Below are 23,650 nucleotides of genomic sequence, written 5' to 3'. Positions count from 1 at the left end.
CGGCGGGGGAAATCGGTGCCGACTGCCCTGATTAAATCAAGGGGTTCGTCACGGTTACAAGTAACGTGAGTACGTGACAGGGCACCCGCCCTCGCCCCCACACGGCGGAATCATTCCGTCCGGTTCGCCATCTCCGCAGGCAGGAGCGGCGATATCGGTCGGCCGGCAAGGGCCCGGGCCCGCTGGAACAGCGCCGCTCGGGCCACTCGCCGATGTACTGGTGGACGCACTAGTGACCTGTCGAGTTTCCCATGGCACTATTACCGCCATGCGTCCAAAAATTCCGGCCGACAGCATTCTGCGGCTGGGCGATTTCCGTCAGATATTCCTCGCGGACGGCATCAGTCAGTTCGGCACACAGATCCTGACACTGGCCCTGCCGCTGGTGGCCGTGGTCAGTCTGGACGCCTCCCCGCTGGAGGTGGGAGCCCTGTCGGCCGCCGAGTCGCTGCCCTACCTGCTGGCGAGCGTCCCGGCCGGTGTGTGGGCGGACCGGGTGCGCAAGCGCCCGCTGCTGCTGGCCACGGACGCCGCCCGCGCCGTACTGCTGCTGTGGATCCCGGTCGCCTGGTGGGCCGGTGTCCTCACGGCGGCCCAACTCATCGCTGTGGCTTTCGTGTTCGGGCTGCTCACCGTCTTCTTCGAGGTGGGGTACGCGAGTTACGTGCCCTCGCTGGTGCCCCGGGACCGGCTGATCGACGCGAACACCCGACTCCAGGTGGTCCAGTCGGTGGCCCAGGCCGCCGGCCCGGGTCTCGGTGGCGTGCTGGTGCAGGCGCTGGCCGCGCCGGTGGCCGTCCTGGTGTCGGTCGGCGGCTACCTGTGGTCGGCGGGCTGTGTACTGCTGGTGCGGGGGCGTGAACCGCTGCCCGAGCACGCCGACGGGAAACCCGGCTCGTGGCGGAAGGACGCGGCCGAGGGGCTGCGCGCGGTCCTGGGCGACGTCCTGCTGCGGCGCACGTCCCTCAGCACCGCGTGCTTCAACCTCTTCTGGAGCGTGGGCACTCCGATGATCCCGGTGCTGCTCGCCCGTGACCTGGACCTCGGCGGGGGTGTCATCGGTCTGCTGCTGACCTTCGAGGGCGTCGGCGGCCTGCTCGGCGGCGTGCTGGCCGCGAAGGTGGCACGGCGGCTGGGGCACGGGCCGGCCATCTGGACGGCCACCCTGGTGGCCGGCGCCGGCTTCACGCTGGTGCCCCTGGTGGACACCGGGTGGCGGCTCTCCCTGGTCAGCCTGGGCCTGTTCGTCTCCTCGGCGGGCATGGTCGTCTACAACGTCATCGTCGTCACCTTCCGGCAGTCCATCACCCCGGACCGGCTGCTCGGCCGGGTCAGCGCCTTCAACCGGCTGCTGGTGTGGAGCACCCTGCCGCTGGGCGCGGTGCTCGGCGGCCTCCTCGGCCAACTCCTGGGCGCCCGGACCACCTTGTGGATCGCGGGCATCGCGACGACCCTGTCCTTCCTGTGGATCTACTACTCACCGCTGCGCACCCTCCGCGACATCCCCGAGGACTACGTCCTGGGCGGCTCGCTGACGGGCACGGCACCGCGGCCCGCGGACGGCTCCGGCGAGAGCGCGCCCGTCCCGGACACCGGCGCCGCCGTGGACCGGACGGAGTCCTCATGACCGCCCCCGACCCGCGTGAAGTCCTCACCGGCGCCCTGGAGTCGGCCGCCTCCCGCGGGCTGTCCCTGCGTCCGGCGACGGCAGTCCTCGACGACACGGGCTGGGACTTCCGGGTGGTCATGGTCCAGGACACCGAGGGCGCCGACTGGATCCTGCGGCTGCCCCGCCGCAGCCGCAGCGCCGACCGTATCGCCGCGGAGGCGGCCGTGCTCGCCGCGGTCCGGCCCGTGCTGCCGGTGGCCGTGCCCCGCTGGGAGCACGCCGACCGCGCGTTCATCGCCTACCGCAGGCTCGGCGGCGTCCCCGCCGGCGCCGAGGACCCGGCCGGTCTGCGCTACGAGTGGCATCCGGCCGCCGGGTGCGGCCGGCCCGGCACCGGGTACGTGACCTCTCTCGGGTCGGCCCTCGCCGCCCTGCACCGGATGCCGGTGGAGGAAGCCGTGGACGCGGGGATCCCGCCGCGCGAACCGGGCCTGGTGCGCGAGGAACTGGCCCGGACGCTGGCCGACGCCCGGACCGCCGTACCGCTGCCCGAGCCCTGGTACGCGCACTGGCGGGCCTGGCTGGACGACGAGCGGCACTGGACCCACCAGGCCCGGCTCACGCACGGCGACATGCATCCGGGGCACACCCTGGTCGGTCCGGGGTCGGAGGCGGTGACCGGCGTCCTGGACTGGACGAACGCCGCCTTCGACGATCCGGCGGCGGACTTCGTCGACCAGTACCTGGCGGGCGGCGGCCCGTTGCTCGACCGGCTGCTGTCGGCGTACCGGCGCGGCGGCGGCACGGTCCAGCCGGGCCTGCGCGAACGCGTGTTGCTGCGGGCGTCGTTCCGCTGGGCCCATGTGGGGCTGCTGGGCGCGCGCACCGGCCGTCCGGCGTTCACCGCCGTGGCCCGCGACCGGCTCGCCGCCCCGCCCCCGGAACCCGGCGCCCCGCCGGAACCCGCCACCCACCCGGCCCCGGACCCGCACGCCACCCCCTGACCCGGGCCGCCCGACCGACCTCCCCCTCCCTGACGACCGCCCATCCGCCCCGCACACCGGTTCCACCCAGCCCGAGAAGGAGAACGAAGCGATGACCCTGACGGACGAAACCCGCGCCCAGGCCCTGAAGCTGGCCCGCACCTACCTTGGCCAGGAGGACCTGGACGGCGGCTGGTTCGAGCTGGGCGGCTCCTCGCTGGACGCGGCCCGCCTGGTCAGCTCCCTGGAGCACGACCACGGCTGGGAGATCGCCCTCCAGGACCTGCTGACCGCCCCGTCGGTCGCCGACCTGCTCGCGGCCCCGGCCACGCCCGCCGCGCCCGAGACGCCCGGCGCGGGGTCCGCCGCCGTACCGGACGCCCCGGCGCGGACCCCCGAGCGGGCCGCCGCCCCGGCGGGCGGCGTGGACGTGCTGTGGCCGGCGCTGGCACGGCTGTCGGCCGACGAGCGGCTGGCCCTCGCCCACCGGCTGCTCGGGGACGTGCTGGGCGAGTCCGCCCGGGAGCACTGACCCGTACCGCCCGGGTCAGGCCGCGGTGGTGAGGAACTCCAGCAGCGCGGCGTTCACCTCGGCGGGCCGCTCCAGATATCCGTAGTGCCCGCACTCCGCGAGTTCGGCGTACCGTCCACGGGGCAGTGCCCCGGCGACCTCGCGGCACAGCCACGGGGGCACGATCAGGTCGTGCTCGAAGCCCAGCACGAGGACCGGGACGGACACCCGGCCGAGCGCGGCGAGCCGGTCCGCCGGCTCGCCGCCGGCCGGGACCGGCACCGGGGCGGTCCCGGCGCGCTCGGCCGCCTCGAACAGGTCGAGCCAGTCGAGCAGTTCGTCCTCGCGCCGCCAGGTGGCGGGCGACAGATTGAGCACGGCGCGCTGCCAGGCCGCGTAGCGCGGCGGCAGCCGCACCCCGGCGGCGGCCAGCTCCCGCTCCGCGTCGGCCATCGTTCTGCCGGACAGGTCGCCGCGACCGCGCGTGGCCATCAGTACGGCCCGCGTCACCAGCTCCGGCCGGCTGAGCATCAGCTCCTGTACGACCTCGCCCCCGAAGGAAGCGCCGACGGCCCGGCACCCGGGTAGGCCCAACTCGGCCAGCACGTGCGATAGTTCTGCGGCGAGGGCACGCGGGTCCGGCGGGGAGGACGTCTCCTGGAGCGGTCGTCGGTCGAAGGTCAGGACCCGGAAGCCCGCCGCGCGCAGGGCGGGCACCTGGTGCAGGTCCCAGACCCGGCCGGCGGCTCCGCTGCCCGCCACGAGCAGTACGGGCTCCCCGTCGCCCTCGTCCCGTACGTCGAACTCGGCGCCCGCCACCCGCAGTGTGCGCACGTCCCCTCCTCGCGGTCGGTCCCGGCGTGGGCGACCGGAGCACCGGGCCGCCACACAGCCGCCATGCTAGGGCGGCGCAGGTCAGCGGCCAGGGGTCGGACTCCCGCAGGAGCACCGCTTCGCACTTTTGTCCCCCTCTGCCCCCTCCTCCTCTTCTTGCACGACAGCTTGATGAGCGGGCTTCCCGCCCCACTGGACCCGCTCCCGGGCCAGGATTTCTCCCGAAGGGCCCGGCCCGCCGGGCACGGCCCTCCAGGCACCACTCAGACCCCCTTCACGACCAGGAGGGCCGCAAGCGAATGGACAACACTGTCATCACCCCGGCCGCGCCGCTGAGCCGGCGGGAGCGACAGGTGCTGGTGCACATGGCGGACGGGCTGACGTACGACGCGATAGCCCAGCGCATGGCTCTCAGCCGCCACACCGTGGACACTTACATCCGCCGCATCCGGGCGAAGACCGGCGCACGCAACCGCATGCAGCTACTGATGTGCGCCATGCCCCTGATGGCCGGCTCGCTCGGTGCGGCACCCGAGCCGGCCCTCGGCGACTGAACAGCGCGGGAAGCACGATGAACGGGCAACAAGGCACAAGTACAGGAGACTTGATAATGACGCGTCTGATCTGCGCACTGCGTGTCCGGTTCTGTGTAGCGATCACCGCTCTCGTGGCGTGCGGGTTCGTGGGGGCCGCCCAACACGCGGAGTCCGTGCGGACGACCTCCGTCACCACGTCCGTCACGGCGGCCGACTGCATGCCGCATTTCCGCTGCGACGACACGTCCTGGGGCGGCTGAGTCCGCCGGGGGCGGCTCACCGGCCCGGTCACGCCACGGGGACGCGTTGACGCGCCTACGGGTTCGCCTGGCGCTCCCCCGCCTCGGACGGAGCGCTCGGCACCGCCCCCGCGGAACCCCGGGGGCCACCACGCGCGTCGACGCCGAGTGCACCCGGGCCGACGAGGGCGTGCGCCCAGCGGGCTCACAGCCGGGTGGGCTCACAGCCGGGTCGCTGTACGGATCAGGTCGGCGAGGGGGCGGGAGCGGCTGTGGGACGGCCAGGCGATGTGGGTGGTGACGGGGGGCGCGTCGGTGAGGGGGACGGCGGTGTGGGCGGTCCACAGCCAGGCGCGGGCGGAGGCGGGGATGACGGCCAGGGTGCGTCCGAGGGCGATCAGCTGGGCGAGCTGCGACAGGTCGTGGATCTCGGGGCCGGGGCCGGGCGGGTAGGTGCCGTCGTGGCGGGGCCAGCGGGCGGCCGGCAGATCGGGGACGCCGGCGACGTCGGCCATGGCGAGGGAGGGCCGCGCGGCCAGAGGATGTCCGGCGGGCAGGACGGCGACCTGACCCTCGGTCAGCAGTTCCTCGCTGTCGAACCCGGCGAGGGAACTGTAGAGAGGGTGCAGCAGGGCGACGTCGGCGCGGCCGTCGCGTAGCAGGCGTTCCTCCTCGCCGATTCCGCACAGCACCACCTCCACCTCGGCCGCGTCGGGTTCGGCGGCGTAGGTGTCGAGCAGCTTCCGCAGGAGTTCGTGGGAGCCGGTGGCCTTGGTCACCAGCACCAGACGGCTGTGGGGCGCGGCCGCGCGCCGGGTCCGACGAGCGGCGGCGGTGGCGGCGTCGAGGGTCGCGCGGGCCTCGTCCAGCAGGACCTCACCCGCGGCGGTGAGCGCGACGCCGCGCCGGTCGCGTTCCAGCAGCCGGACGCCCAGACGCCGTTCCAGACGCTGGATCGCCCGTGACAACGGCGGCTGGGCCATGCCGAGGCGCTCGGCGGCGCGGCCGAAGTGCAGTTCTTCGGCGACCGCCGTGAAGTACCTCAGCTCCCGGGTTTCGAGGGCGTCCACCACTCCAGTGTAGTGCGGTGATACCCGGAGGGTATGACAGGAGAGCCGATCGGTGTTGGCGAGCCGCACGGCCCACGGGACAGCATCGACGGTATGAGCGAGCAGAAGACCGCGCTGGTGACCGGCGCGAACAAGGGGATCGGATACGAGATCGCGGCCGGGCTGGGGGCCCTCGGCTACCTGGTGGGGATCGGCGCCCGCGACCGGGCCCGGCGCGCGGCCGCGGTCGAGAAGCTAAGTGCCGCCGGGGCGGACGCGTTCGGCGTGCCGCTGGACGTCACCGACGACCGGAGCGTCAAGGAGGCCGCCGAGCTGGTCGAGCGGCGGGCCGGGCACCTGGACGCGCTGGTCAACAACGCCGGTATCGCCGGAGAGCTGGGGCCGGACTGGACCCAGGACCCGACCTCGGCCGACTTCGACGACCTCCGCGCGGTCGTGGAGACCAACGTCATCGGTGTCATGCGGGTGACCAACGCGATGCTGCCGCTCCTGCGGCGCTCCGCGTCGCCACGCGTCGTCAACGCCTCCAGCAGCGTCGGCTCGCTGACCCGGCAGGCCGATCCCGGCGTCGACGTCGGTCCGGTGATGGCGGTGTACGCCCCGTCGAAGTCGTTCCTCAACGCCGTCACCGTGCAGTACGCCCGGCGGCTGGCCGGCACGGGCATCCTCGTCAACGCCGCCTGCCCGGGCTTCGTGGCCACCGACTTCAACGGCTTCCACGGGCCCCGTACGCCCGAGCAGGGCGCGGCCACCGCGATCCGTCTCGCCACGCTGGCCGACGGCGGTCCGACCGGGGGGTTCTTCGAGGACGACGGCGTCATCCCCTGGTGACCGGCAGGGACCGGGAAGCCATCAACGGGGACGGTGGGGGTACGCGGGAGTACCCCAGCCGTTCGCACGAAAGTGGTGCCACCTCATGGCCGAGACAGCCGAGACACAGGACGTCGTCGAACTCATCCTCCAGGACCACCGGCGCATGGAGGACCTGTTCCGTCTGATGCGCAGCGTCGAGGCCGACCGGGGTGCCGCGCTCCGGGAGTTCTCGGAGCTGCTGGTCGCCCACGCGCTGGCCGAGGAGGCCAAGGTCTACCCGGCCCTGAAGAGGTACAAGGACATCGACGACGAAGAGGTCGAGCACGGCGAGCACGAGCACGACGAGGGCAACCAGGCCCTCCTCGGCCTCCTGGAGGTGGCGGAGGTCGGCTCCGAGGAGTGGGACAGCAGGCTGGAGGAGCTGGTGGAGGCCGTCGCCCACCACACCGACGAGGAGGAGCGCACCATCCTCAACGGCGCGCGCGAGAACGTGGCGATGCAGCGGCGCGAGGAGCTGGGAGCGGCGTTCTGGGAGGAGCGCGGGCGTCAGCTGAAGGCCGGCTGCGGCTCGGTCGACAACGTACGCCGCATCGTCAAGTCGTCGTGAGACGCACCGCCCCGGGGCCGAGCCCCGGGGCGGGACCCGCCGCCGTCATCACGGGTCCGGGCCGTCACCATGGGCCCGGACTGCCACGCCGTGGGTCCGGTCGTCACCGTGGGTCCGGATGGTTCCCGGGGCCGTCGCCCGGGCCGGCCAGCGGGGTCGGGGACAGGGCCGTGGGTGCCTCGCCCGGCTCCAGCAGGGTGTCCGCCGCGCCGACGATCAGCGGGTCGGGCTTGCCCACCGCCTCCGGGTCCTTGGCCGGGTAGTCGAAACGGCTCAGAAGGCTGCGCATCGCCTCCAGCCGGCCACGCCGCTTGTCGTTGTTCTTCACGACCGTCCAGGGCGCGTGCACGGTGTCGGTCGCCCGGAACATGTCGACCTTGGCCGTGGTGTAGTCGTCCCAGCGGTCGAGCGAGGACAGATCGGTGGGCGACAGCTTCCAGCGGCGGACGGGGTCGACCTGCCGTATCGCGAACCGGGTGCGCTGCTCGGCGCGCGACACCGAGAACCAGAGCTTCACCAGCAGGATGCCGTCGTCGGTGAGCAACCGTTCGAACAGCGGGGCCTGGTGGAGGAACTGCCGGTACTCGTCGTCCGTGCAGAATCCCATGACCCGTTCGACTCCCGCCCGGTTGTACCAGGACCGGTCGAAGAAGACGATCTCGCCGCGAGCCGGCAGGTGGGTCACATAGCGCTGGAAGTACCACTGCCCCGCCTCCCGCTCGGTCGGCTTGTCCAGTGCCACCACCCGGGCCCCGCGGGGGTTGAGCCGCTCGGTGAACCGCTTGATGGTGCCGCCCTTGCCGGCCGCGTCGCGGCCCTCGCAGACCACGACGATCCGCTGTCCCGTCTCCTTCGCCCAGCGCTGAAACTTGAGCAGCTCGATCTGCAGGATCCGCTTGGACCGGTCGTAGTCCCGCCGCCCGACCCGGTGGTCGTACGGGTGGTTCTCCCGCCAGGTCTCGATCGGCCGGCCGTCGGCGTCCAGGAGCACCGGCCGCTCCGGATGCCGATCGTCCACCGCGAGTCCGCGCAGCAGCTCGTCCTCGCGCTCGGTGTTCCCGGTCCCCGGTGCCTGCGGCACCTGATCCTGCTCGGCCACGACGTCGCCTCCGCCCCTCGCCACTCACGTCACTGCACCTCCTCCACGTGCCCAGACAAGCGGTGTCCAGACACGCCGCCGGAGAGGGCCTCCTGGTGGCCGGCGGTGTGAAGGCGCCCGCCCGGTCACGTGCCCGCGCGAGGACACGTGATCGTCGCGGCCGCGTCAGATCATCGCTGCCGCGTCGCCGACAGGGACTCCGACGGCCGCGGCACGGCGGCGGTGCCGGATACGGCCCGGGTCGTGCCGCCGCCGGTGGCCCGGGGGCGCAGGAGGACGAAGGCGAGGACGGCGGCCAGGAAGGTCAGGCCGGCCGAGACGGCCAGGCACAGGCGCATGCCGTCGAGGAAGGACTCGCCGACCGCGCCCCAGACCTGCCCGGTGCGGGCGCCGAGCGGCACCGAGCCGACCGCGCCGAGACCGCCGTCACGGACCGCGTCGGTGAGCCGCTCGGCGAGGGTGCCGTGGACGCCCGCGTCGGCGAGGTGACCGGGCAGCGCGGAGACGGCGCGGCTGGTGAGGAGGGCACCGAGCACGGCGGGGCCGAGGGCGCCGCCGACCTGGCGGAAGGCGTTGTTGCCGGCGGCCGCCATGCCGGCGAGCGGGTGCGGCACGGAGGCGACGGCGGTGGCCGTCATCGGGGTCGTCACGAGCCCCATGCCCAGGCCCAGCACGACCAGACGCCAGCCGAGCGAGCCGAAGGAGGTGTCGGCGCCGGCGTTCAGCAGCGTCAGGAGTGCGGCGGTCACCATGAGCAGGCCCGTGGTGATCATGAGGCGGGGTGAGACCTTGTGCATCAGGCGTCCGGCGATGCCGCTGACGACCAGCGCGGCCCCGGTGACCAGGAGCAGCCGCCAGGCGGTGCCGAGGGTGTCGAGGTGCTGGACCATGCCGAAGTAGAGGCTCAGCACGAAGAAGAAGCCGATCATGCCGAGGAACATGACCATGGCGACCAGGGTCGTCGCGGTGAAGCCGGGGCTGCGGAAGAGCGCGAGGTCCAGCATCGGGTGCGTGGAGCGCCGTTCGGCCAGGACGAAGAGGGCTCCGCTGAGGACGGCGACGACGAGCGCGACGACGACCTCGGTGTCGCCGAAGGACCCGGCACCGCCCTGGATGACGCCGTAGACGAGCGCGGTGATGGCGAGCGCGGCGGTGATCTGGCCGGGCCAGTCGAGCCGGCCGGCGCGCGGTGCGCGGGACTCGGGCAGCAGCCACAGGGACAGGACGAAGGCGAGCAGCGCGACGGGTATCGGCACGAGGAAGATCCAGCGCCATGCGGTGTGGCTGAGGACCGCCCCGGCGATCATGCCGCCGACGGCGAGCGCCCCGAGCAGGCACATCGCCCAGAAGCCGATGAACTTGCCGCGTTCGCGGTGGTCCGGCACGGCGTGGCTGATGAGCGCGAGCGTGGTGGGCAGCAGCGCGGCGGCGCCGAGCCCGGAGAGGGCCTGGCCGGTCCACAGCCGGCCGACCGAGTCCGCGGTGAGCGAGGTGGCGGCGCCGGCGGCGCAGAGCAGCAGCCCGGCGAGGTAGACCTTCTTGCGGCCGTGGACGTCGCCGAAGACGCCGGCGGTGAGGATGAAGGCGGCCATCGGCAGCACGAAGGCGTCGGAGACCCAGGACAGCTGGGAGGTCGTCGTGGAGAGCGCCGACTGGATGGCGGTGAGGCTCACCGAGACGCTGGTCACCGGCAGGTAGGCGACGAAGACGCCGAGGCAGGCCATGAGGAGCGTCGCCCCGCGACGGGGCTCGGCTGCGGGCGGTGAGTGGGACAAGACGACTCCTTCGGAGCGCACCGGGCTCCGGCGCGGGGGCTGCTGAGGGCGTGGGGGCGGTACGACGGACGCGGCCGTACGGCACCGATGCGGGCGGCCGTCGTACGCGCCGGGGTGCGCGGTGCCTCCGGAGCGGGTCCGGGAGCACACGCCGAAGAACCGTCGGCCATCCTCCAGAAGTCTGGTTCAGGGCCGGTGGAATTCCCAAACCCCTGCCGGTTGGCCGTCCGAAACCGCCACCCATAAGCTCAGGGTGCGATGCTTGCTCCATGCTCGACGTCCTGGACAGTCATATCCTCCACGCGCTGCACGTGGCGCCGCGCGCGCCGTTCCGCCTGGTCGGACAGGTGGTGGGGGCCTCGGAGCAGACCGTGGCGCGACGGTACCGGGCGATGCGGCGCGGGGGCATGGTGCGGGTCGTGGGGCTTGTCAACCCGGCCGTGCAGGGAGCCATGACGAGCGTCGTGCGGATCTCGCTGCGTCCCGACCGGATCGACGCGCTCGCCGAGGCGGTGAGCCGGCTGCCCGAGATCTCCTTCGCGAGCGTCTCCTTCGGCGGCTCGGAGATCGTCTGCTCGATGGAGGCGCCCCACGACGGGCGGGTTCCGGACGTGCTGCGCCAACTCGCCCACTCCCCCGGCGTGCTGGGGCTCGACACGCGCATGATGCTGCACACCTACTCCCCGCCCGGCGCCGACTGGGCGCGGCTCGGCCCCTCGCTTCCGGAGGAGGCGGTGGCGCTGCTGCGCACGCGGCTGCCCCGCCCGGAACCGCAGGGCGCGCCGACCGGGTTGCGCGAGGAGGACGGCGCGCTGCTCGCGGCGCTCGCCGAGGACGGCCGGGCGAGCCAGGCCGCGCTCGCCGAGCGCACCGGCTGGACCACCGGCCGCGTCGGGCGCCGGATGGAGGTCCTGGAGGGCTCGGGCACGCTCTTCTACGACGTGGACATCGTCCCGGAGCGGCTGGGCTACCCCTTCAGCGCGGCGCTGTGGCTGCGCACCTCCCCGGAGCGGCTGCACGAGACCGGCACGGCGGTCGCCGCGCTCCCCCGCGTCGTCTTCGCCTCGGCCACGACCGGTGCGGAGAACCTGATGGCGATCGTCATGTGCACGGACGTCACCGGTTTCTACGACTGGCTCAGCCGGAGTCTCGCGAGCGTCCCCGGCATCACCGGTTACACCGTGAGCGTCCGGCTGCGCCCCCTCAAGCAGGCCGCGTCCCTGGTGTTCCGGGGACGGCTGGTCGCCCCGGCCCCGCGGCGGTGAGGGCACCGCGATGTCTCAGCGGGCCTGCCAGGAGGCCGGATCCCAGACTCCCGAGCGGCGCAGGGACTGGGGGCAGTGCAGGTAGACCTCGTCTATCTCCAGGACCAGGGCGAGTGCGGGGCGGCGGTCGCCCTCCGCCATGGCGTCGAAGAACGGGGCGTCGGTGAGGATGCGGGCCCGGCCGTTGACGCGCAGCACCTCCTTGCCGCCGGGGATCAGGTACAGCAGACCGGCGTGCGGGTTGTCGAGGATGTTGTGGAAGCTGTCACCGCGCCGGTTGCCCGGCCGGTCGGGCAGCGCGAGCGTGCCGGCGTCGACGACGTGGGTGAACCCCGGGGCGTCCCCGCGCGGGGAGACGTCGCAGTTGCCCCGGGAGTCCGAGGTGGCCAGCAGGCAGAGCGGGGAACGGGCCAGGATGTCCAGGTCCTGGTCGGTGAGCCGGTCGTGCACCTTCTCGATCACCACGGGCCAGGGCTCCCCGAGGAGTGCGCGCAGTTCGGCTGGCGAGGTCAGCTCGGCCCAGCCGTCCTCGGCCAGGGCGCCCGGCCCGCTTCCGGGTGTGTCGGTCGTCTGCGGCAAGGCCGGCTCCCTGGTGTGCGCGTCCCACGGGTAGTTGCGCACAAAACTTTATCGGATATGAGGGTCGCCTTACTTACGCACCTCCCGGTTCCGCCCGGCGGGTGGCGAGGAGCGGACGCAGGTGGGCGTGGGCCCAGGCGGACAGGGTGGTGGGGGTGGTGGTGACCACGTCCCGTGGCTGCTCGGGGACGAGGGCGCGGGTGCCCGCGGTCATGCCGACGATGCCCTCGACCGCGCCCGGTGGCAGGCCGGCCGCGGCGAGGGTCCGGCGGACGTCGTCGTCCGAGACCACCCGCAGCCGGACATCCCTGCCGAGCGCGGCCGTCAGGATCTCCGCGACCCGGCGCCACGACAGGTCCTCGGGACCGTGGACGCCCTGGACCGTCCGGCCGTGCCAGGTGTCGTTCAGCAGGCGGGCGGCGGCGATGTCGCCGATGTCGCGCGGATCGGTCCACGGCAGGGTCCGGTCCGGGTCGTCGGAGGTGGTCAGCCGGCCGGCGGCCAGGTCGTCGAGGGCGAGGAGCAGGTTGGTGAAGAAGTAGCCGCAGCGCAGGTGCAGGACGTCGGCGCCGGTGGCGTCGAGCTGTTCCTCGACGGCGGCCAGTCCGTCGAGGTGCCCGGCGCCGTCCCGCAGTTCCGCCCCGACACTGCTGAGGAACACCACGCGCCGCACCCCGGCCTCGCGTACGGCCGCGGCCAGACCGGCTCCGGTGCGGCGGGAGGCGCCCACCGGGTCCGCGACGGTGTGCGGTGTCGGGTCCACCAGGAAGGCCGCGCCGGCACCCGCCATCGCCTCACTGACGTACCCGCCGTCGGTGAGGTCGCCGGTGCGGACGTCCACCCGCGCCCGGACGTCCGGTTCCAGGCGGCTCGGATCGCGCAGCAGGACGCGGGGACGGACGCCGGCCTGGAGCAGCAGCCGGACCACCCGCGAGCCGACGTGGCCGGTGGGGGTGGTGACGACGACGGTCATGGGGGTCTCCTCCGGGTCGTGGACCTGTGTGCGGCACCGTAGCGGCCGGTACGAGGTCCTGCGCGGGGCCGCGGCCGTGCGGTGGGCGGTGACGCGGCCGGGGTGCGGCCCGTCAACACCTCGAACACCCGGTCGAATTGCGGCTGTACGGCGTCGGCCGCGCGGCATCAGTCGGTGTAGACCTCCGCCCGGTCCACGCTCACGAACGCCGCCGTGGAGGAGGCGTTGCGCTCCCCGGTCACCCGGACGCGCAGGGTGTGCGGGCCGGAGGGCAGGCGCGGGCTGAGGTACTGGAGCGTCTCACCGGTCCGGATCGCGCCGTAGAAGTCGACGCGCTGCTCGGCACCGCCGTCCACGCTGATCGCGGCGATGCCGTTGCCGGTGTCCCGCACCGAGAGCAGGGCGATCCTGGTGCCGGTGAACCGGAACGTCGCGGTGTTGCCCGCCCGGTCGCTCCAGTGGTCGTCGCCCCAGAAGCACTGCGCGGCGCACCCCGTGCCGGAGTTCCAGGAACCCGTGTAGGCCAGCGTGCCGTTGCCGCTGGAGCGCCCGTCGTCGTTGATCCAGTGGTTGCCGGATCCCGGGTCGCCGGACGGCAGGTTCTGGGTGGCGCCCAGGGCGAGCGGGGCGCCGAGGTCGGGGCTGCCGTCGGCGCGCCAGCCGATCTTCTGGGCGCGGGTGGTGCGGTTGGCGTAGGTGAAGTCGGCCGTGGTCTTGGCGTGGTAGACGATCCAGTCCTCCTTTCCGTCGGGGGAGCGGAAGAAGGCGTGGTGGCCCGGCCCGAAGACGCCCCGGGCGTCGGCGCGGGAGAAGACGGCCCCGTTCGCCTGCGTCCAGTTGCCGGGCACCAGCGGGTCGGCGCCGTCGGGCAGGGACATCATCCAGAGCTGGTAGTCGGGCTTGCCCGTGTCGCAGGTCGAGTACGTCATCCAGGTCCGGCCGTTGCGGTTGAGGAACTCGGGGCCCTCGCGGACCTCGGGGCAGCCGCCGGCGCCGTTCAGCGCGACCGCGTCGCCGGACACGGTCCAGGGGTTGGACAGCGGCGCGATGTTCAGCCCGTTGTGCTGATAGGCGTTGATGCCGCTGTAGGCGAGGTAGAGCCGGCCGTTGTGCTGGAGGATGCCGGGGTCGATGGCGAAGTCGTTCGTGTGGTTGGGCGGGGTGAGCTTGGCCTTGAAGTGGTACGGGCCGGCCGGGTCGTCGGCGTCCGACTCCAGGACGTAGAGGCGGTGGTGGTCGTCCACGCCGTCGTCGGCCGTGTAGTACATGTACCAGCGGTTGCCGAAGCGGTAGAACTCGGCGGCCCAGATGTGCTGGTTGCGGGAGGCGTCGGTGTCCCGCCATACGGTGATCGGCTCGGCGTCGAGCAGGGTGCTCAGCGAGGGCGAGCGCCACATCTTGATGCTGTCGCCCTGCGTGGTGGTCAGGTGGTAGGCACCGTTCGCGTAGGTCATGAACGGATCGGGGCCGGTGTTCAGCGGGTTGCGGAAGGTTCCGGCGGTCGCGGTGGTGCTCACCGGCCCCGCGGTGGCCCCCGGGGCCGAGACCGCCGAGGCCAGCGTGACGAGCAGGGCGAACAGCAGGGTGATCAGCGTGGTGCGGGAGCGGGCTTTCATCGGCGGCTCCTGGTGTCTGCGCGCGGGTCGTGAACTACGCCCCGAACTACGCATGGTGACGACTGTTCAGGGCGGCTCAGGGCATGCCACCACAGCCATTACATCGATGTAAAGACGCCCTTGCCGGGTCTCTCGCGACTTCTGCCCGCGCCGGTCCGGTACCGCGTGCTCAGAGACGGGTGTACGTCTCGATGTCCTCGGAGAACTCCTCGATCGCGCGGGCCGTGAGGGTGGGGCGGGTGTCGGCTATCGCGGCCATGTAGTCGTCGGTGGTGGCCCGCAGCCCCTGGTGGTGGGTCACCTCGCGTTCGAAGGCCGCCTGTGCCCCCTTGCGGGCCGCGAACTCGATGTCGGCCGGGGTGAACAGCTCGGTCGCCGCGACCAGTTCGGGTACGTCGATCGTGCCGGTGGCGGCCCGCAGATAGCGGGACCAGATCGCCGCGCGGGCGGTCGGGTCGGGAGGGCCGATGGGGATGACGTAGTCGAACCGGCCCGGCCGCAGGAACGCCGCGTCCAGCGAGCGCACCGAGTTGGTCGAGCAGGCCAGCAGGCGGGCGTCCTGCTCGCGGAAGACGGGGATCAGCTTGAGCAGTTCGTTGGTGACACCGTGGCCCGGATCGACCGCCCTCCCGGACCTGGCGCCGGCGATCTCCTCCACCTCGTCGATGAACAGCAGCACCGAGTCCAGTTCCGCGAGTTCCGCGAACGCCTCCCGCAGCGCGGCGGCCAGTCCCTCGCTCGTGTCGGCGGCCAGCCGGGACGGGAACAGCTCCACGAAGGGCCAGCCGAGCCGCGAGGCGACCGCCTTGGCGAAGCTCGTCTTGCCGGTGCCGGGCGGTCCGAACAGGATGACCGCCTTGGGCGGGACCACGCCGTACCGGTCCGCCAGCGCCGGTTCCTGGAGCGGCAGGACGACACGGCGCTCGACCACCTGCTTCTCCCGCTCCATCCCGGCCATCGCCTCCCAGAGGCCGCCGGGCAGCATGCGTCCGCCCAGCGCGGCGAGGACGTCCGCGTTCGCGGCGCCGAGCGGTTCGACCTTCTCGTAGTAGGTCAGGTCGGCGCGGTGGCGGTAGCCGGAGTTCTCCAGCGCCTTGGTGCCGGCGGCGCCCTCGGGCAGCAGGGCGCTGATGTGGCGCACGCCCAGCGCGCGCAGCCGTCGTTCCAGTTCGGCGAGGAGGGCGCTGCCGATGCCGCGCTCGCGCCAGCGGGAGGCCAGGGCGATCAGCAGGATCCAGCCCCGGCCGCCGTGCGCCTCGGCCACGCCCATGCCGACCAGTTCCTCGCCGACCACGGCGACCACGGCCGGCTGCCCGGCCTTGGCGGCGGCGATCACCTCGGAGACGGGGAAGACCGGGTCCAGACCGGCCTGCCGGCTCTGGTCCCAGGCCTGGATCGCCTGGTCGAGATCGTCGTCGTGGTAGTCGCGCAGATGCCATGCGGGCATCGGCATCACCTCATCCGGCCCGGAGGTGCCATTGTGCCCCGGTGGGGGGTGGGGTGCGATGTGTGGGGGGTGCGGTGGGAGGGGCGGCCCTTGGCAGGAGGAAGCCGCGACAAGAGAGCCCCCAGCGACAGAACAGGCAGCGACGCGCAGGGGCGCCTACGGCAGGGGCGCCCCTTTCGGAAAGGAGGCCCCTGGCGCAAGGGCGGACCCCGGGAGAACGGGGCACGCCCGCAAGGGCAGGCAGCGGCCGTGCCGGGGGATCGCCACCGCCGGCGCCGTCCGGCACGGCGACCACCATCGGCCGCGCCGGGATACGCGCCGGCGAGGGCTGAGACAGCACCCGCCGGACAGCCGCCCGCCCGGAGAGGCGCAGCGCGCCGGCCTCTCACCGGCGGGACGGCAGCCGCCCCGCCCGGGGGCGCACCGGCGTGTCACCCCCGGATCGGAGGGCGCCCCCTCCCTCCACAGGCCCTCGACCACTGCGAGACGCGGCAGCGAGGAGGCCTGGAATCGCACGTACCCAGGGAGGCGCCCAGCGCTCCGGGGGTCACGCCCCCGGGGAGGACGGCGAGCCCTTTCCGGCCGACGCCCGACCGCCCCGTCGACTGACACCGGCCACGCCGGGCAGCGGTCACACCCGCGCAGACGGACGGCGCGCCGGGACTTCCGCCCGCCGGAACGAGCAGCGACCGCCCTCGTCGCCGTGGGCCCTCGGCAGCCGAGGCCTCCCATGCGGAAGACCGGGAACGGTATCGCGACCGGCCGCTCCACCCGTCCCCGTCCCCGTCCCCCCGGCCGGACCGTAACGCCTTGTGCGGCGGCCCAGTTGTCGTGGCAGCCGTGCCGTCATCCTGGTTCCGGAGGGACCGTGCACCGTGCACCCCGGAGGGCGGCGACGCGGCGGTTCCGTGACGAGAAAGGGCGACCCGTTGACCGACCCCGTGACCGCTCCCCCGGCCAAGCCGACGGCCTGTGCGTTGCCGGCCCCGCGCCGGGCCACTCCCGACGACGCCGAGGGCATCAGCCGCCTCCGCTCCGAGCTGATCCTCTCCCGTCCGCTCGACGCCGCGTGGCTGGCCGTCTGCCGGGAGCAGCTGGCGGGGCGGCTGCGGCCCGGCGGTGACGCGCGCGCCTATGTCGTGGACGCGCCCGGCGGACGGCTCGCCGGCTGCGCGCTGGCCCTGGTCAGCCCGGTGCTTCCGGCACCCCGGTACCCGAGCGGGCTGGCCGCGCGGGTCCAGGCCGTCGCCACGCGGCCCGACCACCGGCGCCACGGCCATGCCCGGGCCGCCCTCACCGCCCTCCTGCACGACCTGGAGCGGGACGGCGTCACCCTCTTCGAACTGCACGCGAGCCCCGAGTCACGAGCCCTGTACGAAGGCCTCGGGTTCCGCGGCGACCCCGCCCTCATGCGGCGGACCCGGCTGCTGCCCGAGCAGCACGCGCAGGACGCGCGGCCCGCGCCGCCCGCCACCGCTCCGGACCCGTGGGCCACGGTCCAGCGCCTCGCCGAGCTGTTCGGCAGGCTGGACACCGGCAACGGGCTGCGGCCGGAGGAGCAGTGGTCGCTCCAGGTGCTGAAGCTCGCTGAGGAGGTGGGCGAGGCGGCGCAGGCCGTCATCGGCGCCCGGGGCACCAATCCCCGGAAGGGGCGCAGCCACGCGTGGACCGATGTGCAGGACGAGGTGGCCGACGTCGTCATCACGGGCCTGGTCTCCCTCGCCCGGATGCGGCCGGACGCCCCCGCGTACTTCGCCTCCGTGCTGGCCCGCAAGGCCGAGAAGTTCCTGTCGCCCAAGGGCCCGGAGTCCGCCTCGCCGGCACCCTGACCGGGCGGTCGGGCAGGATGGGGCCGTGCCGAACGAACCAGGGACCATCGAGCTGAGCGAGGCCGAACTGCGGGAGGTCACCCGCTTCGCCGCCGGCTGTGCGCGCAGGGTGCTGCCGGTCTTCGAGCAGAGCCTGCCCGACGACCTCCGGCCACGTGAAGCCGTCGACGCGGCGGACGCCTTCGCCGCGGGCGGCCGGCGCACCGGCGCGCTGCGGCAGAGCGCCTGGGCGGCGTTCCGGGCGGCGCGGGAGGCGGCGGTACCGGCCGCCGCCGACGCGGCACGGGCGGCGAGCCACGCGGCCGGCGCCGCGTTCCTCCACCCCCGGGCCAGCGCCCACCAGGTGCGGCACGTGCTGGGCGCGGCGGCGCACGCGGCACGGGCGGCGGAACTCGCCGCCGACGGCCGGCCCGGTGTCGCCGAGGAGGTCCTGGTGTGGGCCCGGCGGCAGGCGCCGACGGCGGTCGCCGCAGTGCTCGGCCGGCTGCCGGCCGCGCCGCCCGGTGGCGGACGGGTGGGGGGCCTCATGCGCGACCTGGACACGGCGCTACGCGCTGTACGAGGCGCCTGACCTAGACTGGACCGGTCGGTCCATTGCTGGGAGGCGGTCATGCGAGGCGGGTCATGCCGGAGAAGCTGACGGCGAAGGGGCGCGCCACCCGGCGCCGGATCGTGGAGGGCGCCTCGGCGGTGCTGCGCGAGCGGGGCGTGGCCACGGCGACGCTGGACGACGTCATGGCACGGACCCGCAGCAGCAAGAGCCAGCTGTTCCACTACTTCCCCGGCGGCAAGGACGAACTGCTCCTCGCCGTGGCCCGGTTCGAGGCGGACCAGGTCCTGGAGGACCAGCAGCCCTACCTCGGCTCCCTGGACTCCTGGGAGGCGTGGGAGCGTTGGCGGGACGTGGTGGTGGAGCGGTACGAGGCCCAGGGCGACGAGTGTCCGCTCGGGGCGCTGTTCCTCCAGGTCGGGCGTTCGACCCCGGGGGCGCGGGCGATCGTGGTCGAGATGCTGAACCGCTGGCAGGAGAGCCTGGCCGCCGGCATCCGGGCCCTGCGGGCGGCCGGTGAACTGCCTCCGGACATCGACGTCGACACCCGGGCCGCCGCCCTGCTCGCGGCGATCCAGGGCGGTGTGTCGATCCTGCTCTCGACGGGACGGTCCACGCACCTGCGCGCCGCGCTGGACCAGGGGATCGCGGATCTACGGAGCACGGGCCGCGCCCCCGCGTGACCCGACGCCACCCGCACCCCCGCGTGACCCGACGCCACCCGCTCCAACGGAGAACCGGCACCGCCCACTCCCCCGGAGAACCGGCCCGCGACGACCGACGCTCAGCCCGCGATGACGGCGACGGTGGTACGCCCGCCGTCGACGTCGAGCACGGTGCCGTGCACGAAGGAGGACTCGTCCGCGGCCAGGTACACGGCGGCGTTCGCGATGGCGTCCGGGGTGCCCATGCGGTTCGCTGGGGTGCCTTTCATCATGGCCTCGGCGGGGTGCTCCGTACCGGCGGCGGCCGGGAGCACCACCCCCGGGGAGATGGCGTTGACGCGCACCCCCTGGGGCCCGAACTCGGCCGCCCAGGCCCGGGTCAGCGTTTCCATGGCGCCCTTGGTGGAGCTGTAGAGGGCGCCGACGGGGATGCCCAGGCGGGCGATCCAGGAGCCCAGGTTGACGATCGCTCCCCCGCCGGCCCGCGCCATCGCGGGCGCGATCGCCGCGGTCAGGAAGAACGGGGCCTTCACGTTCACGGCGTAGACCCGGTCGAAGGTCTGCTCGTCGGTGGCCAAGGTCGTGTCCCCGGGGTAGACGCCCGCGTTGTTGACCAGGATGTCGACACGGCCGCCGAGGACCCGCGTCGCCTCCTCGGCGAGCGCCCTGGACGCGGCGGCGCTGCCGTCCAGATCGGCCCGGACGAAGTCGGCGCGGCCACCGCGCGCGCTGACGGCGTCGACCACCTCCCTGCCGCGTTCGGCGCTGCGGCCGGAGACGACGACGCGCGCCCCCTCGGCGGCGAAGGCCTCAGCGATCGCCCGTCCGATGTTGCTGGTGGCCCCCGTGACCAGTGCGGTCCTGCCTTCGAGACGCATCGGCATGGTCCTCTCCCCTGCTCGTTTCCCGCGTGTGGAGCCGCCCGGAGGGGTGCGGGCGCATGCCGCCCCCGGCCGGTCGGGGCCCTGGTCGGCCAGGGCGCAGGGCCACTGTGCGACGCGACGATTGGACCAGCAAGTCCAGAATCTGGCGCCGCCGGACGTGTGGCTCCCGGGCCGGACGGCTACCGTGGGAGCGCTGGCGATCGTCGTGTCGTCACCCGCCCGCAGCGAGGGAGTTCCGTGATGAGCGAGGGACCGGTCCTGGTGCTCGCGGCGACCGGCGGGCAGGGCCGGGCCGTGACGGACGCGCTGCTGGCCCGCGGAGCGCCGGTGCGGGCGCTGGTGCGCGACCCCGGGCGGGACTCCGCGCGGGCGCTGACCGCGCGGGGCGTGGAGGTGGTGGCGGGGTCGCTGAGCGACCGTGACTCCCTGGCCGCGGCGATGGGCGGCGTGGCCGGGGTCTTCGCGTACACCACGCCCTTCGAGGCGGGTCTGGAGGCCGAGGTCGAACAGGGCCGGGCCGTTCTCGCGGCGGCGGCCCGGCAGCGGGTGCCGCACCTCGTGTTCAGCTCGGTGGCCGGTGCCGACCGCGACAGCGGGGTGCCGCACTTCGAGAGCAAGGCGCGGATCGAGGCGGAGCTGACCGGCGGGGACGTGCCGTACACGGTCCTCGGGCCGACGTACTTCTTCGACAACACGCTCGGGGGTGCGCGGCGCGTCCTCGACGGTGTCCTCGATCTGCCGCTGCCTCCCGACCGGCCGTTGCAGCAGCTCGCCCGGCCCGATCTGGGCGCGTTCGCGGCGGAGGTGCTGCTCGCTCCCGCCGGGTACGCCGGCCGGCGCATCGAGCTGGCCGGGGACGCGCCGACGCCGGCGCGGATGGCGGACGAGCTCGGCGGGGCGCTGGGGCGAAAGGTGCGGTTCGAGCGGACGCCGCTGTCCGCGATCGACGATCCCGACATGCGCGCGATGTGGACGTTCCTGAACGGGCCCGGGTACCGCGTGGACATCCCCGCGCTGCGGGCCGCCCACCCGGAGATCCGCTGGACCGGGTTCGCCGACTGGGCGCGGGACACCTGGCCGGCCATCCGCTGAACGGCTGCGGCCGGACCAGGTCCGCGCACTCCTCCCCGGCACCGGCCGCGTGCACGGTTCCGCACCGCGGCCTTCGACGTACCGCCAGGGACCCTACGGCGCGATCCCCACCCCCGGCACCCGGCTCCAGGTCTTCTCCCGCGCCGCCGTCATGGCCAGCCAACGCGAGCCTCCGGGGCGGGAGTTGACGCGGGTGGCGTAGGGGGCCGGGCGGAAGGCGGCGTCGTAGAAGCAGCCGGTGGCGTAGACGCGGTCGAAGGCGGGGCAGGAGGCCGCGACCGTCGACGGTGAGGGTTTGCGGCCGGTGCGGACCCAGGTGTCCAGCGCCGTGATCGAGGTGGCGTACTCGGCGTCGCTCAGCCGGCTGTGCTCGTGCTCCCCCGTGAACGTCTGCACCAGGTACGTGTCGCGGTGGCCTCCCTTGAGGGTGGCGCGGTAGGCGGCCTCGTGCTCCACGAACGCGGTGGGGTCGTCGATGGCGTGCAGGGTGAGCACCGGGATGGCGACCTTGCCGGTGAGGTCGCTGTCGTAGGACAGGTCGCGTACGGCGGTGGGGTCGGCGGTGAAGCGCTCCACGCCCGCGTTGAGCGCCTTGTCGCGGTGGGGCGAGGCAGGTTGGCGCAGTAGTACTGGTAGACGACGCGCAGGTCCACGCGGTAGTCGTAGCCGCGGGAGCCTCCGGCGAGCACTCCGTCGGTCAACAGGGCGCCGTCGTAAGGTCCGTTGGGCCTGCCGTACAGCTCCACCGCCTTGGCGGCCACGTCGCCGCCCCAGGACTGGCCGTGCAGATAGGTCCGCCGGGGCATGCCGAAGGCGGACACGAACAGTTCGCGTACGTGCTCGGTGTCGGCGGCGGCCATGCGGGTGCCGTAGCCGCCGCGGCGGTAGGCGGAGCCGGCCCAGGCGTAGCCCTGGTCCACCATCACCGACCAGCGGGCGAGGTCGTCGGTGCCGCGCGCGGGGTCGGAGGCCTCGCCGAGGTCGGGGCCGCCGTGCGCGTGCACGACGAGGGAGCCGTTCCCGTGCTTCGGTACGGCCATGGCGTAGTACGCCCCGTGCGCGTCCTGCCCGGTGTAGCACGTGGCCTTGTCCGTCAGGGCGGCCGGACACGCCGTGACGGCCGGGCGCCCGGTGTCCGCGCGGGCGGCGGGTGCGCCGAGCAGGGAGCCGGCGGCCAGGGCGGCGAGGGCCCGTGCCGACGCGGCACGGGGGCGGGGTCGTCGGGCCCGGCGTGCGGACGGGCGGGTGCGGTCCATGGTGCGGCTCCTCGGTCGTTCGCCGTGCCCCTCACGGCGGCGCGAGGCGTGATGCTACGAAGCGGGCCGGAGCGGGCCGGAGCGGAGCCATGATTCGGACCGATGCGTTCACAGTGTTCGCACGCTCACTCGGGCGCGAAGGAGAAGCTGCGCCACAGGCCGTTCGCCCTGACGACCTCGTTCGACGTCTGGATGTCCACGTAGATGCTCGGCCCGGTGCAGTCGGGCGTCGGGTACATCTGGAGGTTGCTCTGCGTGTAGTTCTCGACGTTGGTCACGCCCTCGGGAAAGCGGTGGCAGCCGTCGACCGACGGGTTGGAGAGCGTCTCCACCACCCTGGCCCCGTTCCGGACCACGATCTGACCGGACGCCTGGTCCTGGCACGCGGTCAGTGCGATGGCGAGTACGGCGATGCCGGTGAGCGCGGCCATGGACCGTGGAGCGGGCATCGGGCCTCCTGTGCGGGGGGCAGTGAGCTGCCGAAACGTGGTCCCGACGGGCCGCCGGGACTTGGTCCCGCCACCCACTATCCGGCACACCAGGCGGACCCGCCCGACGGAACCGTCCGTTCCGGGCTGCGACCGGGTGGCTGCCATGGTGGCTGCCATGGGGTGGGCCGCGGTGACGACTACCGCGCCGTCTTCCTCGCCTGGCCGGGCGGGGGCGAAGGGGGTCGCGCCCCTGTTCTCACCCCGGACGTCGTCCCGTCCCGATCACGGCCATCGCACCAGGTCACCGCAGGGCCGCGCGGCGACGCTCCGGGCCCGGTGGCGGGGCGCGGACGCACGACTTCCACTGAGAGGAGCGGTTCGTCGCCGAGGACGCGGGAGGCACACCATGGCAGCGCAGTGGACACGGAACGTGCTGGGCGCGGTGCTGGTGGCGGTCGCGGTGGCCGGGTGCTCCGACACCTCCCGGAGCCCGTCGGGCGCCGCGAGCAAGGCGGCCTCGGCCGCGTCCTCGCTCGCCTCGCGGGGCGGTGACGCGCTGTCCTCGGCCACGGCGGAGGCCAGGCGCCGGCTCGACGAGGCCAAGGGCGGGGTGAACGCGAAGGACCAGGTCACGCTGGGCTCCGTGGCCACGGGCGGTGACGACCGGGCCACCGTCGAGGTGACCGCGAGGAACACCGCCGGGTCGGCCAAGTCCTTCGCCGTCCAGGTCGATTTCCGAGACAAGGGCGGCAACCTGCTGGACGTCGTCGTGGTGACCCTCAAGGGCGTGGCCGCCGATGCCTCCCAGCACGCCACCGCCCGCAGCAACCGCGCGCTGGGCGGCGAGGTCCGTGCGGACGTCGGCTCGGCCCTGCGCTACTGAGCCCGCCGGGGTGCCGAGGGCCGTCCGGCGGCGCGGACAAACCGCCGTTCGGGTGATCCCCCGGGACGGCCCCGGGCGGCACGGAAGGCCAGGAATTCGGACCC

At 73.8% G+C, this 23,650-nt stretch carries 23 protein-coding genes and 1 pseudogene; 13 read left to right on the top strand and 11 right to left on the bottom strand.

The window, feature by feature from the left end:
- Positions 1-268: 268 nt before the first annotated feature.
- From NX794_RS06300 to NX794_RS06290, 3 genes are all read left to right on the top strand, one after another.
- Positions 269-1,627, top strand: coding sequence for an MFS transporter (locus NX794_RS06300; protein ID WP_258777192.1), 1,359 nt, complete (start codon positions 269-271; stop codon positions 1,625-1,627).
- Positions 1,624-2,613 (top strand): macrolide 2'-phosphotransferase, encoded by a 990-nt coding sequence (locus NX794_RS06295; RefSeq protein WP_258777191.1) that lies wholly within the window; start codon positions 1,624-1,626, stop codon positions 2,611-2,613. The genes NX794_RS06300 and NX794_RS06295 overlap by 4 nt, the downstream gene beginning before the upstream one ends.
- A 91-nt stretch (positions 2,614-2,704) precedes the next feature.
- The gene (locus NX794_RS06290; RefSeq protein WP_258777190.1) at positions 2,705-3,124 is read left to right on the top strand and encodes an acyl carrier protein; all 420 of its coding nucleotides are present in this window, start codon (positions 2,705-2,707) and stop codon (positions 3,122-3,124) included.
- Between the two features lie 15 nt (positions 3,125-3,139).
- Here NX794_RS06290 and NX794_RS06285 read toward each other — a convergent pair whose 3' ends face one another.
- Positions 3,140-3,937 (bottom strand): alpha/beta fold hydrolase, encoded by a 798-nt coding sequence (locus tag NX794_RS06285; protein WP_258777189.1) that lies wholly within the window; start codon positions 3,935-3,937, stop codon positions 3,140-3,142.
- A 299-nt stretch (positions 3,938-4,236) separates the two neighbouring features.
- Between NX794_RS06285 and NX794_RS06280 the strand changes: the two genes are divergently transcribed.
- Together NX794_RS06280 and NX794_RS06275 are read left to right on the top strand one after the other, a co-directional pair.
- On the top strand, positions 4,237-4,491 hold the full coding sequence (locus NX794_RS06280) for a response regulator transcription factor (protein WP_258777188.1): 255 nt from the start codon (positions 4,237-4,239) through the stop codon (positions 4,489-4,491).
- Positions 4,492-4,547: 56 nt separating this feature from the next.
- Entirely contained in the window at positions 4,548-4,733 is a 186-nt protein-coding gene (locus NX794_RS06275) for a hypothetical protein (RefSeq protein ID WP_258777187.1), read from the top strand.
- Between the two features lie 200 nt (positions 4,734-4,933).
- Here NX794_RS06275 and NX794_RS06270 read toward each other — a convergent pair whose 3' ends face one another.
- On the bottom strand, positions 4,934-5,782 hold the full coding sequence (locus NX794_RS06270; protein WP_258777186.1) for a LysR family transcriptional regulator: 849 nt from the start codon (positions 5,780-5,782) through the stop codon (positions 4,934-4,936).
- Positions 5,783-5,875: 93 nt separating this feature from the next.
- Here NX794_RS06270 and NX794_RS06265 point away from each other — a divergent pair, with 93 nt between their 5' ends.
- On the top strand, positions 5,876-6,613 hold the full coding sequence (locus NX794_RS06265; RefSeq protein WP_258777185.1) for an SDR family oxidoreductase: 738 nt from the start codon (positions 5,876-5,878) through the stop codon (positions 6,611-6,613).
- Between the two features lie 85 nt (positions 6,614-6,698).
- On the top strand, positions 6,699-7,202 hold the full coding sequence (locus NX794_RS06260; RefSeq protein WP_258777184.1) for a hemerythrin domain-containing protein: 504 nt from the start codon (positions 6,699-6,701) through the stop codon (positions 7,200-7,202).
- A 103-nt stretch (positions 7,203-7,305) separates the two neighbouring features.
- Here NX794_RS06260 and ppk2 read toward each other — a convergent pair whose 3' ends face one another.
- Together ppk2 and NX794_RS06250 are read right to left on the bottom strand one after the other, a co-directional pair.
- Positions 7,306-8,301 carry a polyphosphate kinase 2 gene (gene ppk2 / locus NX794_RS06255; protein ID WP_258777183.1) on the bottom strand — a complete coding sequence of 332 codons (996 nt, stop codon included), beginning with the start codon at positions 8,299-8,301 and terminating at the stop codon, positions 7,306-7,308.
- A gap of 170 nt (positions 8,302-8,471) precedes the next feature.
- Positions 8,472-10,025 (bottom strand): MFS transporter, encoded by a 1,554-nt coding sequence (locus NX794_RS06250; protein ID WP_258777299.1) that lies wholly within the window; start codon positions 10,023-10,025, stop codon positions 8,472-8,474.
- 320 nt (positions 10,026-10,345) lie between these two features.
- On the opposite strand from NX794_RS06250, the gene NX794_RS06245 reads away from it, so the two are divergent.
- Positions 10,346-11,341 (top strand): Lrp/AsnC family transcriptional regulator, encoded by a 996-nt coding sequence (locus NX794_RS06245; protein WP_258777182.1) that lies wholly within the window; start codon positions 10,346-10,348, stop codon positions 11,339-11,341.
- Positions 11,342-11,356: 15 nt separating this feature from the next.
- Here the strand turns inward: NX794_RS06245 and NX794_RS06240 are convergent, their stop codons facing one another.
- From NX794_RS06240 to NX794_RS06225, 4 genes are all read right to left on the bottom strand, one after another.
- Entirely contained in the window at positions 11,357-11,920 is a 564-nt protein-coding gene (locus tag NX794_RS06240; RefSeq protein WP_258777181.1) for an MSMEG_1061 family FMN-dependent PPOX-type flavoprotein, read from the bottom strand.
- A 73-nt stretch (positions 11,921-11,993) separates the two neighbouring features.
- A complete protein-coding gene (locus NX794_RS06235) occupies positions 11,994-12,893 on the bottom strand; it encodes an NmrA family NAD(P)-binding protein (RefSeq protein WP_258777180.1) in 900 nt (299 codons plus the stop codon).
- A 167-nt stretch (positions 12,894-13,060) separates the two neighbouring features.
- Entirely contained in the window at positions 13,061-14,509 is a 1,449-nt protein-coding gene (locus NX794_RS06230) for a family 43 glycosylhydrolase (protein ID WP_258777179.1), read from the bottom strand.
- 169 nt (positions 14,510-14,678) lie between these two features.
- On the bottom strand, positions 14,679-15,962 hold the full coding sequence (locus NX794_RS06225) for an ATP-binding protein (protein ID WP_258777178.1): 1,284 nt from the start codon (positions 15,960-15,962) through the stop codon (positions 14,679-14,681).
- A 923-nt stretch (positions 15,963-16,885) separates the two neighbouring features.
- Between NX794_RS06225 and NX794_RS35880 the strand changes: the two genes are divergently transcribed.
- Genes NX794_RS35880 through NX794_RS06205 form a run of 3 tightly spaced genes read left to right on the top strand, consistent with a single transcriptional unit; the run spans position 16,886 to position 19,018 of the window.
- Positions 16,886-17,785, top strand: a complete 900-nt coding sequence (locus NX794_RS35880; protein WP_309505964.1) for a GNAT family N-acetyltransferase — start codon at positions 16,886-16,888, stop codon at positions 17,783-17,785.
- Positions 17,786-17,810: 25 nt separating this feature from the next.
- Positions 17,811-18,356: a putative immunity protein gene (locus tag NX794_RS06210; RefSeq protein ID WP_258777177.1), complete on the top strand. Its 546-nt coding sequence runs from the start codon at positions 17,811-17,813 to the stop codon at positions 18,354-18,356.
- A 53-nt stretch (positions 18,357-18,409) separates the two neighbouring features.
- On the top strand, positions 18,410-19,018 hold the full coding sequence (locus NX794_RS06205; RefSeq protein WP_258777176.1) for a TetR/AcrR family transcriptional regulator: 609 nt from the start codon (positions 18,410-18,412) through the stop codon (positions 19,016-19,018).
- 101 nt (positions 19,019-19,119) lie between these two features.
- On the opposite strand, the gene NX794_RS06200 is transcribed toward NX794_RS06205, so the two are convergent.
- Complete coding sequence (locus NX794_RS06200) at positions 19,120-19,884, bottom strand: SDR family NAD(P)-dependent oxidoreductase (protein WP_258777175.1); 765 nt, start codon at positions 19,882-19,884, stop codon at positions 19,120-19,122.
- Positions 19,885-20,124: 240 nt separating this feature from the next.
- On the opposite strand from NX794_RS06200, the gene NX794_RS06195 reads away from it, so the two are divergent.
- On the top strand, positions 20,125-20,976 hold the full coding sequence (locus tag NX794_RS06195) for an NmrA/HSCARG family protein (protein WP_258777174.1): 852 nt from the start codon (positions 20,125-20,127) through the stop codon (positions 20,974-20,976).
- 93 nt (positions 20,977-21,069) lie between these two features.
- On the opposite strand, the pseudogene NX794_RS06190 reads toward NX794_RS06195, so the two are convergent.
- Positions 21,070-22,232, bottom strand: a pseudogene (locus NX794_RS06190) (alpha/beta hydrolase family protein).
- 125 nt (positions 22,233-22,357) lie between these two features.
- On the bottom strand, positions 22,358-22,681 hold the full coding sequence (locus NX794_RS06185; protein WP_258777173.1) for a hypothetical protein: 324 nt from the start codon (positions 22,679-22,681) through the stop codon (positions 22,358-22,360).
- Between the two features lie 388 nt (positions 22,682-23,069).
- Here NX794_RS06185 and NX794_RS06180 point away from each other — a divergent pair, with 388 nt between their 5' ends.
- Positions 23,070-23,546 carry a hypothetical protein gene (locus NX794_RS06180; protein ID WP_258777172.1) on the top strand — a complete coding sequence of 159 codons (477 nt, stop codon included), beginning with the start codon at positions 23,070-23,072 and terminating at the stop codon, positions 23,544-23,546.
- Positions 23,547-23,650: the final 104 nt, after the last annotated feature.

Origin of the sequence: Streptomyces pyxinicus, assembly GCF_024753135.1 — a bacterium.
Taxonomy (GTDB): domain Bacteria; phylum Actinomycetota; class Actinomycetes; order Streptomycetales; family Streptomycetaceae; genus Streptomyces; species Streptomyces pyxinicus.
The sequence above is the reverse complement of the archived record's forward strand: the minus strand, read 5'-3'. Positions and strand labels throughout refer to the sequence as shown.